The organism is Pseudomonas sp. PP3 (assembly GCF_905336995.1).
Lineage (GTDB): Bacteria > Pseudomonadota > Gammaproteobacteria > Pseudomonadales > Pseudomonadaceae > Aquipseudomonas > Aquipseudomonas reinekei.
The window spans coordinates 3027006-3043670 of sequence record NZ_HG995459.1 but is presented as its reverse complement, the minus strand read 5'-3'; the positions used below and the strand labels follow the sequence as shown (position 1 = coordinate 3043670).

General features: G+C 57.8%; 16 protein-coding genes. 10 read left to right on the top strand and 6 right to left on the bottom strand.

The window, feature by feature from the left end; all coding sequences use genetic code 11:
• The 6 genes from KHO07_RS13850 (at window position 1) to KHO07_RS13825 (ending at window position 5714) form a co-directional block, all read left to right on the top strand.
• Window positions 1-315, top strand: coding sequence for an NIPSNAP family protein (locus KHO07_RS13850; RefSeq protein ID WP_075944551.1), 315 nt, complete (start codon window positions 1-3; stop codon window positions 313-315).
• Window positions 316-328: 13 nt separating this feature from the next.
• Window positions 329-1309: a VOC family protein gene (locus tag KHO07_RS13845; protein ID WP_212627520.1), complete on the top strand. Its 981-nt coding sequence runs from the start codon at window positions 329-331 to the stop codon at window positions 1307-1309.
• The gene (locus KHO07_RS13840; RefSeq protein ID WP_075944553.1) at window positions 1302-1679 is read left to right on the top strand and encodes a YciI family protein; all 378 of its coding nucleotides are present in this window, start codon (window positions 1302-1304) and stop codon (window positions 1677-1679) included. Before KHO07_RS13845 ends, KHO07_RS13840 begins: the two co-directional genes overlap by 8 nt.
• 8 nt (window positions 1680-1687) lie before the next feature.
• Entirely contained in the window at window positions 1688-2641 is a 954-nt protein-coding gene (locus KHO07_RS13835) for a fumarylacetoacetate hydrolase family protein (RefSeq protein WP_212627519.1), read from the top strand.
• Window positions 2642-2856: 215 nt separating this feature from the next.
• Entirely contained in the window at window positions 2857-3804 is a 948-nt protein-coding gene (locus KHO07_RS13830; RefSeq protein ID WP_075944555.1) for a transporter, read from the top strand.
• 230 nt (window positions 3805-4034) lie between these two features.
• Window positions 4035-5714: a methyl-accepting chemotaxis protein gene (locus tag KHO07_RS13825; protein WP_085702093.1), complete on the top strand. Its 1680-nt coding sequence runs from the start codon at window positions 4035-4037 to the stop codon at window positions 5712-5714.
• A gap of 112 nt (window positions 5715-5826) precedes the next feature.
• Here the strand turns inward: KHO07_RS13825 and KHO07_RS13820 are convergent, their stop codons facing one another.
• The gene (locus KHO07_RS13820) at window positions 5827-6816 is read right to left on the bottom strand and encodes an NADPH:quinone reductase (RefSeq protein ID WP_075944557.1); all 990 of its coding nucleotides are present in this window, start codon (window positions 6814-6816) and stop codon (window positions 5827-5829) included.
• A 118-nt stretch (window positions 6817-6934) separates the two neighbouring features.
• Here KHO07_RS13820 and KHO07_RS13815 point away from each other — a divergent pair, with 118 nt between their 5' ends.
• Window positions 6935-7297: a helix-turn-helix domain-containing protein gene (locus KHO07_RS13815; RefSeq protein WP_075944558.1), complete on the top strand. Its 363-nt coding sequence runs from the start codon at window positions 6935-6937 to the stop codon at window positions 7295-7297.
• A 136-nt stretch (window positions 7298-7433) separates the two neighbouring features.
• Here KHO07_RS13815 and KHO07_RS13810 read toward each other — a convergent pair whose 3' ends face one another.
• The gene (locus KHO07_RS13810; RefSeq protein WP_075944559.1) at window positions 7434-7910 is read right to left on the bottom strand and encodes a nuclear transport factor 2 family protein; all 477 of its coding nucleotides are present in this window, start codon (window positions 7908-7910) and stop codon (window positions 7434-7436) included.
• Between the two features lie 318 nt (window positions 7911-8228).
• Window positions 8229-9122 (bottom strand): LysR family transcriptional regulator, encoded by an 894-nt coding sequence (locus tag KHO07_RS13805; RefSeq protein ID WP_212627518.1) that lies wholly within the window; start codon window positions 9120-9122, stop codon window positions 8229-8231.
• A gap of 144 nt (window positions 9123-9266) precedes the next feature.
• Between KHO07_RS13805 and KHO07_RS13800 the strand changes: the two genes are divergently transcribed.
• Window positions 9267-10151 carry a pirin family protein gene (locus KHO07_RS13800; RefSeq protein WP_075944561.1) on the top strand — a complete coding sequence of 295 codons (885 nt, stop codon included), beginning with the start codon at window positions 9267-9269 and terminating at the stop codon, window positions 10149-10151.
• A gap of 72 nt (window positions 10152-10223) precedes the next feature.
• Window positions 10224-10826, top strand: coding sequence for an NAD(P)H:quinone oxidoreductase (gene wrbA / locus KHO07_RS13795; protein ID WP_212627517.1), 603 nt, complete (start codon window positions 10224-10226; stop codon window positions 10824-10826).
• A gap of 60 nt (window positions 10827-10886) precedes the next feature.
• Here the strand turns inward: wrbA and scpA are convergent, their stop codons facing one another.
• The 3 genes from scpA to KHO07_RS13780 all read right to left on the bottom strand — a co-directional run bounded on the left by scpA (window position 10887) and on the right by KHO07_RS13780 (window position 15912).
• Complete coding sequence (gene scpA, locus KHO07_RS13790; RefSeq protein ID WP_075944563.1) at window positions 10887-12938, bottom strand: methylmalonyl-CoA mutase; 2052 nt, start codon at window positions 12936-12938, stop codon at window positions 10887-10889.
• A complete protein-coding gene (locus KHO07_RS13785) occupies window positions 12935-13792 on the bottom strand; it encodes a Pnap_2097 family protein (protein ID WP_090321786.1) in 858 nt (285 codons plus the stop codon). Before KHO07_RS13785 ends, scpA begins: the two co-directional genes overlap by 4 nt.
• Before the next feature lie 215 nt (window positions 13793-14007).
• On the bottom strand, window positions 14008-15912 hold the full coding sequence (locus KHO07_RS13780) for a sigma 54-interacting transcriptional regulator (protein WP_075944564.1): 1905 nt from the start codon (window positions 15910-15912) through the stop codon (window positions 14008-14010).
• Window positions 15913-16154: 242 nt separating this feature from the next.
• On the opposite strand from KHO07_RS13780, the gene KHO07_RS13775 reads away from it, so the two are divergent.
• Window positions 16155-16637 (top strand): MSMEG_0572/Sll0783 family nitrogen starvation response protein, encoded by a 483-nt coding sequence (locus tag KHO07_RS13775; protein WP_075944565.1) that lies wholly within the window; start codon window positions 16155-16157, stop codon window positions 16635-16637.
• Window positions 16638-16665: the final 28 nt, after the last annotated feature.

The following is a 16665-nucleotide window of genomic DNA, read 5'->3' as shown; positions in this document are numbered from 1 at the left end:
ATGCTTATTGAACAACGCACCTACCAACTCAAGCCTGGCACCCTGAATGAATTCCTTCGTGTGTACCAGGCCGAAGGCCTGAAAATCCAGAGTGAAGCGCTGGGTAACCTCATTGCCTACCTCAAGCCTGAAACCGGTGACGTAAACAGGGTCATCCACATCTGGGGCTTTTCCAGCTATGAGGACCGCGCTCAACGGCGCGCCGCTCTGTCGGGCAATCCGAAATGGCACGAATTCCTCGGCAAGGCAGGGCACATGGTGACGGCGCAGCAGGTCGAGTTGCTGACCGGCGCACCGTTTTCCCCGATTCAGTAAAGGAGATACCGTCATGATCCGTTTTCTTCATCACGTAGGTTTGTCTGTTCCGGATCTGGAAGTAGGGCGTGCGTTCTATGAGGCCTTCGGCCTGGAAGCGCGCGTATCGGGCGAGCATCTGGTGCTGCGATGCAAAGGTCGCGGCCAGGATCAGATTCGCTTGATGCCCGGCAGCCCTAAGCATTTGAGTTACGTCGCCTATGGCACCGATGCCGCCGGCATGAAACAGGTGCGCAAAAACCTTAAGAGCCATAACGTTACCCTTGAAGATGCGCCGTTCAATATCGATTCAAAGGGCATCTGGTTCCGTGATCCGAGCAACGACTGGGTCCACATCTGTGAATGCGTAGAAGCTCCTGCGGCGCCACGGCCTACCCCGGAAGTGAACACCCATGGCCGTTATCGCCGGATCGGTCAGCGTGCCTGCGACCTGACCTCGTCGTCGCGCATCGCTACACCGCTGCGCCTGGGCCACCTAATCAAGTTCAGTCCGGACGTGGACAAGTCCATCGCGTTCTATACCCAGGTGCTTGGCATGAAGGTGTCCGATCGCGCCGGCGATATCCTCGGTTTCCTGCGTTTCGGTTGTGGTGGCGATCACCACGCGCTGGGCCTGGCCAAGAGTTCCCACAGCGGCCTGCACCACCTGAGTTTCGAAGTGATGGACATCGATGAAATCGAGATGGGTGCCCAGAGCCTGATGGCCAAGGGTTACATCAGCGCTTTCGGCCTGGGTCGCCATGTTGGCGGCTCCAACTACTTCCACTACATCCGCGATCCGTGGAATAGCCTGGTGGAGTACTTCTGGGATATCGACGTGATCCCCGAAGATGACAGCGACTGGGTCGTGTTGAATGCTGCGGGCCCGCATGAGCTGGCCGCTGTGTGGGCTGTCGGTCCACCCAAGGAAGACTTCGCCCACAACTACGAAGTGCCTGATGGTGCTGAGCAAGGCCCGTCCATGGCTCTGAATGAGGCGCTCGCCCATGGCTGACACGACTCCGGAGCAAGCGTTGCTTGCCGGCATGCTGAACAAACCCCTGTTCGTGGCTTTTCGTACGCCCAAGGACTTGACACGCATGTCGGAGTTGTTGGGGGCCCACCTGCAGTGGGCCATCGCCGCGCAGAATCGTGGCGAGCTGTTTGCTTCCGGGCCGTTTGTCTCCGAGCAGTACGCGCCGGGGCAACTGGGCGGCATGACCATTCTGCGGGCTGCGGACCAGGCTGAGGCTGAACGGCTGGTCCAGGCCGACCCGTTCATTGCCAACGGTGTGTTCGGTGCGGAGGTACGCAAGTGGATGCTCATGGAAGGCGGCATCACCGTACACATGACCTTCTCGGATAAACGCGGTTCGCTTCTTTAAGGTGACTTATGAAATATCAACTTTTCGCCTATCAGTCCGAAGCTGTCGTTCCTGCGACAGGGCTGTTGGTCGGTGAGCGGGCCTACGACTTGGGCCGGGCGGCAAAGTCGGCTTCGGTTGATCTGCAGGTGATCGCGATCGATGGTTTGCTGGAGGACTGGGCAGGCGCCAACGAGCAGCTTCAGATTCTTGCTGACAGCATTGCGGCCAACCCGAGTAATTTTGATGCTCATCTACTCGACTTGCAGGCACTGGAACTAGCGTCACCCTTGCAGCGGCCGGGCACTATCTACGCGGCCGGTGCCAACTACCGCGATCACGTGGCAGCCATGGCCTTGGCCTTCAATATGAACCTGTCCCTCGATCCGCGCGCCGATGGCATTGCACCTTGGCATTTCATCAAGGCCGGCCGTGGCAGTCTGGCGGCGCACAAACAGATCGTCGAGATGCCTGAGGGCACCAAGAAACTCGACTGGGAAGCCGAACTGGCGGTGGTGATTGGACGCCGCGCGTATCGTGTCAGTGCTGACAAAGCGCTCGATTATGTCGCCGGCTACACCTGCGCCAATGACCTTTCGGCTAGGGACAGCCTGGTGCGTGACGCGGTCGATGCCAGTTCGCCGTTCCGCTTTGACTGGATCGGTCACAAGGTTTTCAATGGCGCGTGTCCGCTGGGGCCTTACCTAACACCGGCACAGTTCGTCGCAGACCCGGAAAACCTCGACATCAAATTGTGGCGTAACGGCACGATCGAGCAGGACTCCAACACCTCCAACCACCTGTATGGCATTGCTGATCAGATCGAATACCTGAGCCAACGCGTCGAACTGTTTCCAGGTGATGTCATCCTGACCGGCACGCCGGCCGGTGTGGGCATGGAGAAGGGCGTGTTCCTAGCCCGGGGCGACGTGCTGAAAGTCTGGATCGATGGTCTGGGAGAGTTGGAAACGATTATCGCCTGATATCAGTGCGAACTGCCGATCGCTATTGATCGGCAGGTTTTATGCCACAAGGTTGCACACTTTTTAAATAGCGAGACTATTTATTAAGTCGATGCCAACATGTCTGTAGCTCCAAATATCAGTAGTTCCCAAATCAGGGAAGGGTTTGGTGCTGCCTGTAAATGGCAAGTAAGCAAGAAACGACCGCTATAAAAAATACAACAAGGTATATAAAAATGAAGCCTGTAGTCCGATTCTCCAACACTGAGTCCAAGTACTTTGCCGCCTTGCTGTTGGCCGGCGTAGTACTTCCTTCTAGCGCCCAAGCGACGGAAGGCGGTGGAAGTGTTTATCCGGTTGGCGTCAATACCGTAGCCTCCGGAAGGTTGCCACCGCCGGGCCTGACGTCGTTCTGGTATCTTAGTGATTATGTTGCCAACTCGACCAAAGACAGCGACGGTCACGACAAAGCCGGCATCCATAATTTCGATCTGAACGTGCAGGCCATTTCTCTGCGTCTGGACTATGTCTATACGGATTTCACTTTGTTGGGCGCCAAGGTTGAGACCCGCATGGCATTGCCGCTGGTCAAGGGCGAAATCAGTTTCGACGTGGACACTCCGCGCGGCCGGGTGCACAAGACCGAGCATCAGGACGGCATGGGCGATCTGACGCTGGTTCCGCTAATCCTGAGTTGGAGTACTCCACGGTTCCACCAACTGCTAGGTCTGGATATCGTCGCGCCGATCGGTTCCTACGACGAAGATCGGCTCTTCAACCCGGGTCGAAATACCTGGTCTTACGGGCCGTGGTATTCGTTTACCGCTTATCCAATAGACAACTTGGAAATAAGTTCCAAGATGGTCTATTTCGTTAACACCAAGAACGATGCAACCAACTATAAATCCGGTGACGAATTTAACGCCGACTACAACATTGGTTATAACGTCACCAAGGAATGGCAAGTAGGTGTCAACGGCTACATCTACAAGCAAATCACCGATGATGAACAAAATGGTGAAACCTATCTGGACGGAAACAAGGGGCAAGTATTTGCCATTGGTCCGGCCGTTAAATATCAAACGCCGCAATGGGGTTTCGCCATGAAGTGGCAGCATGAAATGAAAGTGGAAAACCGGTCCGAAGGTGATCGTTTCTGGGTGCAGGCGGTCTTTCGCTTCTGAAGCTGCGCTGTTTCACAGTTGAGTTGGGCTCGGGAAAGGAATCACGGGCTCGGCAATCTCGACATCTTCGACCAAAGCCACGAAATGAATCTTTCACTGCGAAGCAAATGCCTGCTGATCTGCATTGTGCCTGTCGTCGTTTTGGCGAGCTTGCTCGCCAGCCTGTCCATTATTTTTTTGCAGCGGACCACTGACGCGCGGGTCCGTCGCCACAAAACGGTGTCGAAAAAATGATCCACTCCATCCGTAGCAAACTCGTGTTGTTGTGTATCGTCCCTGTCGTACTCCTTGCCAGCATCATCACCGCGGTATCCATCGTACTGTTGCAGCAGGTTACGGATGAACAGGTGCTTCATACCCGTGAAGTCCTGATCAACGAGCGCAAAGTTGCACTCGAGCAAGCCATGCAGGTCGCGCAAAGTGCCATTGCGCCGATCTACGCGGCTTCGGCGCAGGGTGACCTGGCAGCACGGGACAAGGCCGTGGCGATACTTAAGCAGCTGCACTACGGTATCGATGGCATTTTTTTCGGTTATGACAGCCAGAGCACCCGCGTGTTCTGGGCAGACAAGGACCTGAAAATCGGTGAGAGCTTCAGGAATCTGCGTGACGCCGACGGTGTCTACGCCATCAACGAACTGATCCGGAAAGCCAAGGAAGGTAGCCACTACCAGAATTACAAAATCCCGATGCCTGACAGCGGTCGCATAGTCACGAAAATCGGATACGCCGTGTACCTGGAAAAGTGGGACCTGATCATTGGCTCCGGCCTGAGCCTGGATGACGTCGAACCCAAACTTGCCGACACAACTGTGCGGATCAAAACCCTCAGCGAGCAATTCATCACCGTCATGCTCGGCCTTACCGTGGTGTTGGCCGTCAGCCTGGCGTTCTTTGCGTTGTGGATGGTTCGACGCTTGCTGTCACCGCTTAAATTGCTCAGGACCCAAATGGAACAGGTGGCTGCCGGCGATGGCGACCTGACCCGTCGACTGCAGGTCCTTCGCAACGACGAGGCGGGGCAACTGGCGGGCTCTTTCAACCGTTTTGTGGACAAAGTCCATGGCCTGATCCGGCAAATCACCCACATGTCACGGGAACTCAATGTGTTGATCACCGATGTCGCCGAACAAGCCAGCCGATCGGAAAAAGCCATGAACATGCAACGCCAGGAAACCGAACAAGTGGCCGCAGCGATCAACCAAATGTCCGCCACCGCATTGCAAGTGGCGCGTAGCGCGCAAGAAGCCGCCGAAGCGGCGAGTCAGGCGGAAGGCGAAGGCGCTTCGGCCAGCCGTGTGGTGGATGCCAGCGTGGACAATATCTACACCCTGGTTGGCAATCTGAAAATCAGTGGCGAATCCCTGGACCACCTGCAACACGATGTTGGATCGATCGTCGGCGTACTCGGGGTCATTCGCTCCATTGCCGAACAGACCAACTTACTGGCGCTCAATGCCGCCATCGAAGCCGCCCGCGCCGGTGAGGCGGGGCGCGGGTTCGCGGTAGTAGCCGATGAAGTGCGCGCCCTGGCCGGTCGCACGCAAACCAGCACCCAGGAAATTCAGGCCATGATCGATCGGCTCAAGCGAGGCACGATCGACACCGTCAACGCCATGAAGCAATCCAGTGACGCCGGCAGCCGCACCAGCGAGCAGGCTGCGCATGCCACCGCGTCGTTGCGCGTCATCGCGACCCAGATCGAAACCATCAACACCATGAACACGCAGATCGCCAGCGCGGCCGATGAGCAGACCATGGTCTCCGAAGACATCAATCGCAGCATCCAGCAGATCGCACAGGCAGTCGAAACGGTCGCTCAGGAAACGCAACACGGCGCTCAGACTGCGCGGGACCTGGCGAGTTTAAGTGAGAGCCTGAACCTGGCGGTCAAACAGTTCCGGGTATGATCCCGGTAGTGATCGTACTGGGCATGCACTCATGAACGTAACGAGCTGCGCCCTCTCGGCAAGTGCCATTCGATGGTACTTGCCGAGAGGGCGCAGCTCGAGGGGCGATGGTTTACGGCTGAACGTCTATCAACACTTTGCCCTTGACTGCACGGGTCTCCAACGCCCCATGCGCCTGCGCGATTTGCTCCAGCGGTACCGTCAAACCGATCGTAGGTTTGTACGCGCCTTGGGCAATACACGATGTCACATCTCCAATTGCACGACGCTTGGCTTCATCGGGAATGTTATAGACCAGTACAAAGCGCAACACGGAGCAGTTGCCCATGGATTTCATGACGGGAATGGATAATTCTGCATCTGGTGTAGTTACCGCGTAAACACTAATGGTGCCGCCCCTGGCCAGACAGTCCATGTCGATTTTCAGGTTGGCGATTGGGTCAACCTCGATGATACGGTCGACGCCTTTGCCATGGGTCGCTGCTTTGATTGCCACACTGACATCCTCCTCGCGCATGTTGATGATCAGGTCTGCTCCCGAGGCTTTTGCCGTTTCTACATCTCTGGCATGGCGAATTGTGGTTGCTACCCACGCGCCAGTCCACTTCGCCAACTGAATCGCCGCTTCGCCCACTACGCCTGCGCCACCCTGAACCAATACTCTTTTGCCAGTGAGTTCGCCATCGGCGAACAGGCAATAGTGAGCAGTGAGCGCAGCAATGCCGAGGCTCGCGCCGGTTTCGAAAGAGACGTCATCGGCCAGACGAACGACGTTGCCTGCGGGCAGCACCACGAACTCGGCGGCGGTACCGAATGCGCGGCCCGATTGAGCTTCGAACATCCATACCCGTTCGCCGATTCTGGATTCGCAAATTCCTTGTCCCACCGAGTCGATGACACCAGCGCCATCCTGATGAGGAATGATGCGTTTGAAAGGCATGGCACCTTTGAAGCCGCTCCGGCCCTTGATGTCGCTAGGGTTCACGCCGGACATGGCCACTTTGACCCTGACTTCTCCAGGGCCGGGAGCCGGCGTCGGAACATCACCGACTTTCAGTACTTCGACCGCAGTTCCCAGTTGATCGTAATATGCAGCTTTCATACAAAGTGTCCTTGAGTAGTAATAATGCGAACACCTTATTGGTCACTGACTCAGGTTATTTCACAAGTAGGCACATCACTGATATATAGGGAAAAAATGTATACCAACGGGACCGTAAATGACTGAGAGAACAGCCTATCGTTGTGGCGTAAAAGTGATGCTCGAGGTAACAGGAGGGAAGTGGAAGCCGCTGGTGTTGTACCACTTGCTCAGCGGTACGAAGCGCTTTGGCGAGTTGAAAGGCCTCATTGGCGAGGGGATTACGCAACGCTCGCTGACTCTGCAACTTCGCGAACTGGAAGCCCACGGGGTTCTCGCGCGAAAGGTGTACGCCCAGGTGCCTCCCCGGGTGGAATACACACTGACTGATCTGGGGCTTACGCTGGGGCCGGTCATGCTGGCGATGAAGGAGTGGGGTGTTGCGTTTCAGGCGCATGTGGGCATTTTTCCGCCTGATACGGTGTTGAGTTTTGACGACTGAAAGCACAAAGCAGTGTCGCGGACTGGTCCACGCAGTCCTCAAGGTAGCCAAAGAAAGGCCCGCGTAAAGCGGGCCTCCTGCAGGTAATCGCCAGTGATCGAAACACGCAGGCTGGCGTAGATTGATGAATTGACTATTACAGGCCCAACTCGCTAAGGCCGGGATGATCGTCAGGGCGGCGTCCCAGCGGCCAGCGGAACTTGCGCTCCGATTCCTTGATGGGCATGTCGTTGATACAGGCAAAACGGTGCGCCATCAGACCGTTTTCAGCGAACTCCCAATTCTCGTTACCGTAGGAGCGGAACCAGTTTCCTGAGTCATCATGCCATTCATACGCATAGCGAACGGCGATACGATTATCCGTGAAAGCCCACAGTTCCTTGATCAGTCGGTAGTCCAACTCTTTGTTCCATTTACGCGTCAGGAATGCTGCTGCTTCGGCCCGGTTGGTTGCGAAGTCGACACGATTTCGCCACTTCGTGTCGGGTGTATAAGCCAGCGATACTTTCTGCGCATCACGGGTGTTCCAGCCATCTTCGGCAAGACGGACCTTGAGCAGAGCGGTTTCACGAGTAAAGGGAGGGAGAGGGGGGCGGGTTTCAGAATCAGCCATGCTTAAAACTCCAGTGGGTGAATAACGGAGAGCATTTTCATTAACTTCAAGCGAGTGTAGGCGAGGATATACTCGCATACATTATTTTTTAAGTTGCCGAATTTTGATGTTCGCGCTGATGGCAATACTGGTGCAGGGTTATTTAATGTATTTTCAATAGTTATAGATATGTATGGCTGTCGTTAATAGATATCGATAATTCGAGTTGTTGATTGCTCTTTTCCAGAGTGCAACTCATCCGCCGTGTCGAGTTGTAGCAAACGCTATCGCATTGTTGCGATCAGTGACCTGGTGTCAAGGGTGAGTGGACGTACCTTGCTAATACAGCGCCCCTTGCAAATGCCCGATCGCCTCTTCAACAAACTTGCTGACTGCCAAGGGGATTTGATTGCGGCTGGGGAAGACGATGAATAAATCATTGGTTTGCTGGCCGTAGTCACACAGCACCTCCGCCAGAATGCCACTGCCCAGGCTTGCACGCAGAATGGGGTCCGGCAAAAAGCAGATGCCCAATCCGGCTACGGCTGCTTTCAATTGCGCCTGGGCGCTGCTCGCGCTGAATCGGCCGGTCACGCTCAACTGTGTGGCGCCGTGGGGGCCGACAAGGTGCCAGGTGGCTTGACCCGACGGGTGCGCCGGAAAAATGCAGTTGTGTTCGCTTAACGACTGAATATCCTTTGGCACACCATAAGCTTCGAGGTATCGCGGGCTGGCTGCGAGTATTCGGCGACCGGTGTTTATTTTGCGCGCGACCAGGCTCGAATCGGACATGACGCCGGACCGGAACGCGATGTCGATACCTTCGGCAATCAGATCCACCCGCTGGTCACTCAAGACAAAATCCAGGCTGACCTTGGGGTAACGGGCCAGGAAATCCGCGACGAAATCCATCTGGAATACTTCAAAAAAATCAGCCGGCGCCGCGATCCGCAGCCTGCCGACCGGTTCCCGAACCCCACCGATGAGTTGACGGCTGAGCTCGAACAACTCGTTTATCTGGCTGGCGCTTTGCCTATAGAGCGATTTTCCAGCGTCGGTCAGTACCAGCTTGCGGGTGGACCGATGCAGCAGTCGCACGCCCATGGATTCTTCCAGCTGCTTCATGCGCCGGCTCAGCGTGTTGGCGGATGCGCCGGTGCGACGGGCCGCATCGGCAAAGCTACCGGCGTCGACGATCTGAATGAAAATGGCGACGTCGTTCAAGTCGAACATTCGATTAGGCCAAATATGGATGAGTGAAACTCTACTCTAGCCGCTAATCAAACGAATACCGACTGTCTATGATGAATTCACGTTACAGGTCACCGCAGATTGACTCCGGCGCTTGTGGGTACTCACATCATCAGAGGACATCGCATGAACCTCACCGCCCTTCGCAACACTGGCCATACTCGTCAAATCAGCCACCGCAACTCCGGAAGTAGCCACGGCCCCATCGTCCGGCTGATGAGCCCCTCGGATTTCGGTCAGTTGCTCAAGCCGTTCGTGTTCCTGGACCTGTTCGATGCGCCCAGTTCATTTCTGGGGCAGATGCCCGTGCATCCGCATTCGGGCATCGCGACAGTCACCGTGATCACTGAAGGCAACATGCACTTCGATGATCCGGACGCCGGCAGCGGAACCATTGGTTACGGAGGCGTTGAATGGCTGCGAGCGGGGGCAGGGGTCTGGCATGGCAAGGAACTGTCCAGTGGCACATCCGCGCGAGTACAGGGTTTTCAGCTGTGGCTTGCCCTACCTGCTGAGCTCGAGAGCGCTCCGGTCGACAGTCAGTATCTGGAGGCGAGTGCAACGCCCCAGGTCGGTCCTGCTCGAGTCATCGTCGGACGCTACGAAGGCGTGCAAAGCCCCATCCGAGCGCCTGCAGGCGTGAACTATTTGCTGGTGACAATACCTGCCGGCGAGTCTTGGACCTACACACCGCCCAAAGGACACCGCACGTTGTGGCTATGCGTCAGCCGAGGTGCTGTTCACACGCCAGATAAGATCGAATCCGGGGAAATGGTGGTCTTCCAGCCAGGTCATCAGGCGTTAACGCTGGAAGCCGGGAACAGGGACGCCGTATTCGTCCTGGGGTCGGCCTTTCCTCACCCGTACGATCTCAAGCTTGGCTACTACTCGGTGCATACCAACGACGAAGCCTTACGCGCCGGTGAGGCGAAAATCGCCGAGATTGCCAATCGGATGCGTCAGCAAAAAACGGCTCGCCAGGCTTCGGCCTCCATTCCCGTTTTCAAGTAGCGTTTTGCGCAGTAGATCCATCACCCATAACGGGCAATGTTGCTCGTCCATAGCGATTCAGGAGAAAGCACGATGGCAAAGGTACTGGTTCTTTATTATTCGATGTACGGCCATATCGAGGCCATGGCTCACGCTGTCGCCAAGGGCGCCCGCAAGGTGGCCGGGGTGGAAGTGACCGTCAAGCGCGTCCCGGAAACCATGGACCCGCAAGCGTTCAAGGCCGCTCACGGCAAGACCGAGCAACAGGCGGCCGTTGCCTCGCCGAGCGAGTTGGGCGATTACGACGCGATCATCTTCGGCACGCCCACACGCTTCGGCAACATGGCCGGGCAGATGCGTACGTTCCTGGATCAGACCGGCGGCCTTTGGGCCAAAGGCGCGCTGGTGGGCAAGGTAACCAGCGTGTTCACCTCCACTGGCACCGGTGGCGGTCAGGAGACTACCATTACCTCCACCTGGAACACCCTGGCGCACCACGGCATGGTGATCGTGCCCATCGGCTACGGCGACCCGGCGCTGTTCGATATTTCCCAGACGCGTGGCGGCTCACCGTACGGCGCGGCCACCATCGCCGGCGGTGACGGCTCGCGCCAGCCGGATGCCAAGGAACTGGGCATCGCACGGTACCAAGGTGAGTACGTGACGAAGATTGCCGCGAAACTCGCCGCGTCCTGAATGTAGTGAAACTCACACCGGCCTGAACGCCTTTCTGTAGGCGCGTGCTCGCTCCTACAGTCAGGCAACGTGGAGCAGATCGATCAGTTGGCCGACCATCTGAGCTACCTCCTGTCCCGGTCCGAAGCAGGCCTTGACCCCCCGTTGCAGCAACAGTCGTACATCGGCCTGCGGAATAATGCCGCCGACGACCAGCGGAACGTCAATCCTTCGTTGATTCAACAAACCCAACAGTTCAGTCAGCAGTTCCGTGTGCGCTCCGGCCAGGCTTGAAACGCCGATCAGATCTGGTAAATCGGCATCGTCCAAGACGTCCAGCACCTGCGCCGGCGTTTGAAACAGCGGCAACAGGCGCACCTCGAAACCGGCATCGGCCAGCGCTGCAGCCATCAAGCGAATCCCGCGGTCATGCCCGTCCTGGCCCAGTTTAGACAGCAGGATCCTGGGCCGGCGACCACTCTGGGCGACAAAGGTCGACAGGCGCTGCGCAACGATCGCCCAATCGGGCTGCTGACTCATAGACGGTCCATAGTGCCCCACACTGAAATCCAGCCCTTGCCTGAACCGAGGCCAGACCTTTTCCAGTGCCTGGGTGCACTCACCAAGTGTCGCCCGCGCGCTGATGGCCGCCACGGTATTCTCCAGCAGATTCCCCTGGCCCGAGCGTGCGCACTCGGTGATCGAATGCAGCTGCGCCTCAACCCGAGCGTTGTCGCGCTTGAGTCGCAGGCGGTTGAGGCGTTGGCCCTGGCGGGCGCGCAGTGCCTGACTGTCCACGGGCGTCACCGGCTCCTGCGCGGGTTCATTTGCAGCGACACGCCGTGCAATCCCGCTATCGAGACGTGCCTGGGTAGCCATGGCCTGATGGTGAATGGCCCGGTTGATCGCGCCGGACTCAATCGCCTGGAACACACCACCCAGGGCATCGATCTCGGCCATTTGCAGACGCGCCTGTTGCGCCAGCTGCGCCGTCAAGGCTTCCATCATGTAAGACCCCGCCCACGGGTCGACCACGTCGCACAGGCCGGTTTCCTGTTGAAGGATGTGCTGGGTATTGCTCGCCAGTCTCGACGAGGCCTCACTGGGCAGCGTCAGGGCTTCATCCCAGGCATTGGTGTGCAGCGACTGGGTGCCGCCGAAGACCGCGGCCATGGCCTGGACGGTGGTGCGCACGACATTGTTCAGCGGGTCCTGAGCGCTAAGGGACCAGCCGGAGGTCTGGCAATGCATGCGCAGCGCCTGGCCTTTATCGAGGGTGACTCCAAGGTCCCGGGTAATTTCCCACCACAACAGGCGTGCCGCACGACACTTGGCGACTTCACTGAAAAAGTCGCTGCCGATGCCGAAAAAGAAACTGATGCGTTCGCAGAATCGCTGCACGTCCAGGCCGTTGTTTTGCACTTGCTCGGCGTAAGTCCTTGCGTTGATCAGGGTCAGTGCCAGCTCCAGCACGGTGTCGGCCCCGGCCTCTTGAAAGTGATAACCGGACACCGAAATCGGATTAAACCGAGGTACGTGCTCATTCAAGTAGCTGATCACATCAAGAGTGATCTGCATTGAAGGTTTCGGCGCAAAAATGTAGGTGTTGCGAACCATGAACTCTTTGAGAATGTCGTTCTGGATCGTGCCACTGAGCCGTTCCGGCGCGACGCCGGATTCCTGAGCGGCAACGATGAAGGCCGCCAGCACTGGCAGTACCGCGCCGTTCATGGTCAATGACACCGAGACCTGGTCCAGGGCGATGCCGTCCAGCAACTCGATCATGTCCTCAACACTGTCGATGGCCACGCCTGCCTTGCCGACGTCGGCTTGCCAGTGTGGATCGCTGGAGTCGTAGCCGCGATGGGTCGGCAGATCGAAGGCGAGCGACAGGCCGGTGGCGCCTTCGGCCAGGCGCTGGCGCAGGCGCTGATTGCTCGCCTCGGCGCCGGCGAACCCGGTGTATTGACGCACGGTCCAGGGCTTTTGCAGGTACATGCTGGCGTAGGGGCCACGCACAAAGGGTGCCTTGCCGGGCAGGCTGTGCAGGTGCTCAAGACCTTCGACGTCACTGCTCTGGTACAACGTCTTGAGTCGCAGACCTTCGGGTCGCCAAAGGGGAGAATGGCTCATCGGCTGCAGTCCGAAAGATGGTGTTTGCGGGTGAACACATCGGCCAGCTTGAACCCGTCGCTACGCCGAAATACCTCGCACCAGTGAAGCTCGCGATGGCTTGGCGATGTCGTGTGCAAAAGCAGTTGCACGCTGTCACCGATATTGAGGTTGCCGTAGAAATGCAGCTCGCGTTGGCGGACATGACCTGGGCGGCGCAACCCTAGCAGGGCCCATTCGGCACGCTCGACCATGGCCTGGAAGTTGGCGAAGTACAGCAGGTCGGCACCGTTGAAATCGATGTCGGGGCAGGGCGTGAAATCGAATGCCTGCGCCGCGGTTGCCTGGCGATCGATACCGTAATGACTGTGCCAATTCCCGCTGCGTATCCGACGGTTGTCGACATGCAGCACTTGCAGTGCCTGCGGCAGCTCGGTCACTGCTGCCGTCGAGCCCCTGAGGCAAGCCTTGCTGACACTGCGATTGTCCCCCGGTACATGCCGGCTGATGAAGGTCGACAGTAGCGCCAGTTGCCCCACGACGCGATCGCCCAGCCAGACTTCATGTTCGCTGAAATGCCGGGCCTGGCCGCCGCGACCGATCCGGGTATGAATCCGGAACTCGCGATTTTCGATGATCGCTTCCAGCTTCAAATCCCAAGTATTGACCGCCGTGAACGCGGCGTAGGCGATGCGTCCTTGGTCATCGACGAAATCAGGCAACGCTCGATCATGCAATTGCGCCAGGGCGAGCCAGTGTTGATGGCCGCACTCTTTCAACAACCAGTTTTCCGACAACCCGGTGAAGGCCAGGTTGGGCATCGAAGCCAGGTAGGTTTCTGTACGGGAAGCGATGAGCGTGGTGGCTGTTGGCATGGCAGGAATCCGTCGTTTCGCCGCGGAGGGCGGCTGACGGCTACCCAATTGCGAATGACGTACCACTTTGTTGGTGATTTCATATCGTTATGATTAATAACGGTATTTTTGATTTGTGGGACGTTCCGTTCTGAGCCGGCCCGCTACGTAACTCCGTAGGAATACGACATTTCGTAGCGGGTTTTACGAAGTTGCGTGGCGACCGGGCCCACGCTTTATTCGAGCTTGATCTCCAGCCGTTTGAACCGCGACGCCAATGTCGTCGGTTTCAGTCCCAGCAATTGCGCTGCGCCGCCTTTGCCGAACAACTTGCCATCCGCCGCCTTCAATGCGGCCTGCATGTTGCTGCGTTCAAGTTCGCGAATTTGCGCGTCAGTCATGATCGCAACTTCGGAGGAGGGTTGCTGTGGTGCAGGCAGGCTGGTTTTGGGCTCGTCCGGCAGGTCCAGGTTCAGGTCGGCGCCAATCGAGGTGATCAACGCGCGCTCGATGACGTTTTGCAGTTCGCGAATATTCCCCGGCCACGAATAGCGTTGCAGGCGTTCGATATCGCTATTGCGCAGGCGCCGGCCGGGCATGTTCAGGCGTTTGCCAGTCTGCTTGAGGAAGTGCGCGGCCAGGGCGCCGATGTCCATCAGGCGATCGCGCAACGCCGGGGACTGGATCGGGAACACGTTGAGGCGGAAATACAGGTCTTCACGAAAGTGCTTGGTCGCCACTTCCTGGCGCAGGTCGCGGTTGGTCGCGGCGACGATCCGCACATCGACCTTGCGCGTGCGCTCTTCGCCGACCCGTTCGAATTGCCCCTCCTGCAACACACGCAGCAGTTTGCTTTGCAGCTCAAGGGGGATTTCGCCGATTTCATCGAGAAAGAGCGTGCCGCCATCCGCCAGCTCGAAGCGGCCGACCCGATCGCGCACGGCGCCGGTAAAGGCGCCGCGGATGTGGCCGAAGAATTCGCTCTCGAACAGTTCTGCGGGGATCGCCGCACAGTTGACCCGGATCAGCGGGTGGCCGTTACGGCGGCTGGCCTGGTGAATCGCGCGGGCGATCAGTTCCTTGCCTGTGCCCGATTCACCGTTGATCAACACGCTGGCATCGGTGGGCGCGACCACGTCGATCTGCCGGATAATTTTCTTGATCGGTTCGCTCTGGCCGACGATCTCGCGGTAGTTGTGCTCGATGTGAATCTCTTCCTGCAGATAGGCGTTTTGCTCTTCCAGCCGATCCTTGAGCACCTTGAGTTCTTCGAGGGCGCTTTGCAGCTGGTTTTCCGTGCTGCGCCGCTCGGTGATGTCACGGAACACCACCACGGCTCCAACGATACGGCCATCGGAGATCACCGGGGTGCTGGTGAATTCCACCGGGAACGAACTGCCGTCGCGGCGCCAGAAAATCTCCTGACGACCTTCGTGGATCACACCGTCGTGCACCGCTTTGTAGATGGGGCACTGTTCCACCGGGTAATGGCTGCCATCGGCATGGGTATGGTGGTGAATGCGGTGGATGTTCTTGCCGATCATGTCCTGGGTTTCCCAGCCCAGCATGCGCGCGCAGGCTGGATTGACGAAGGTGGCCAGGCCTTCGCTGTCGATGCTGTAGATGCCGTCGCCCACGGAGCTGAGCAGCAACTGGTTATCGCGCTCGTTTTCCTGGAACAGGTTGAGGATATTGCGCCACTCGATCAGCCCGCCGCGCATGGTGCGTTCGGTGTCCGCCTGGTCGCGCTGGTACTTCTGCAGGCTGAGTTCGCGCATTACCAGAATCAGCTGCTGCTCGCCCTTGACCTGCAAGGTGGTGGCGGAGATTTCCAGCTCGATGCGTTCGCCGCTCTTGCAGTTGCAACTGAGCTCGTCGCTCCAGCCGCGTCCCTTGTCCATCACCGCCTGGGTGAAGACGATCAAGTCTGCCAGTTGATGACCGAAGAGTTTGCTCACCGGCAGTTCAAGAAGCTCCTGCCTGGGATAGCCGAGCAGTTTGCAGGCGGCGATGTTGAGGTCCACCAGCCGATCTGCGTAGGGATTGAGCAACGCGATGGCTTCGGCGCAATGCTCGAACACCATGTGCCGCGAGGAATACGCCAGGTCGGCCCAACCGCTGAGGGAGTCTGCTTCGTTCATGGCTACGAAATCTCGTGTTCTGTGGCTACGAATATTCGTATTTCTACGGGAATGCGTGGTTCGGCGATAGCATCAGATGCTGGAAAAAAAACCGGATCAGATTGGTATCTTCATATAAATCAGATGCTTAACCCACTGCAGAAAAACGTTTTATTTTCTGGCACGGCGTTCGCTCTATCTCCTGCAACCCGGCAGCCAACTCAGGCTGACGTTCAAGCACGAAGACACTGGAGAGCGACACTATGCCAACCGTGGACATCCCCCATTACAAAGACGGCGACTTCCTGGTCAATTACGAAGAGAAAGTCTTCGAGGACATCAAAGCCGAACCGGGCGAAAAAGTACTGATCACCTTCCACACCATCGCCTTTGAAGGCTCCATCGGCCTGGTCAACATGCTTCAGGCCAAGCGCCTGCTGCGCAAAGGCTTCGAAACAAAAATCCTGCTGTACGGGCCGGGCGTGCAACTGGGCGTGCAACGCGGCTTCCCGACCTTGGGCGCCGAGGCGTTTCCCGGGCACCTGGCGGTGAACAAGCAATTGATGCAGTTCATGGAGGAGGGCGGCGAGGTGTACGCCTGCCGCTTTGCCCTGCAAGCCCTGTACGGCCAGACCGAAAAAGCCCTGATCGAAGGCATCCGCCCGATCAACCCGCTGGACGTGATGGACCTGCGCCTGCTGATGCGCCGCGAGGGCGCAATGATCATTGATACCTGGACGGCCTGACAGCGCCGCTGAAATACCCCTATGGCGA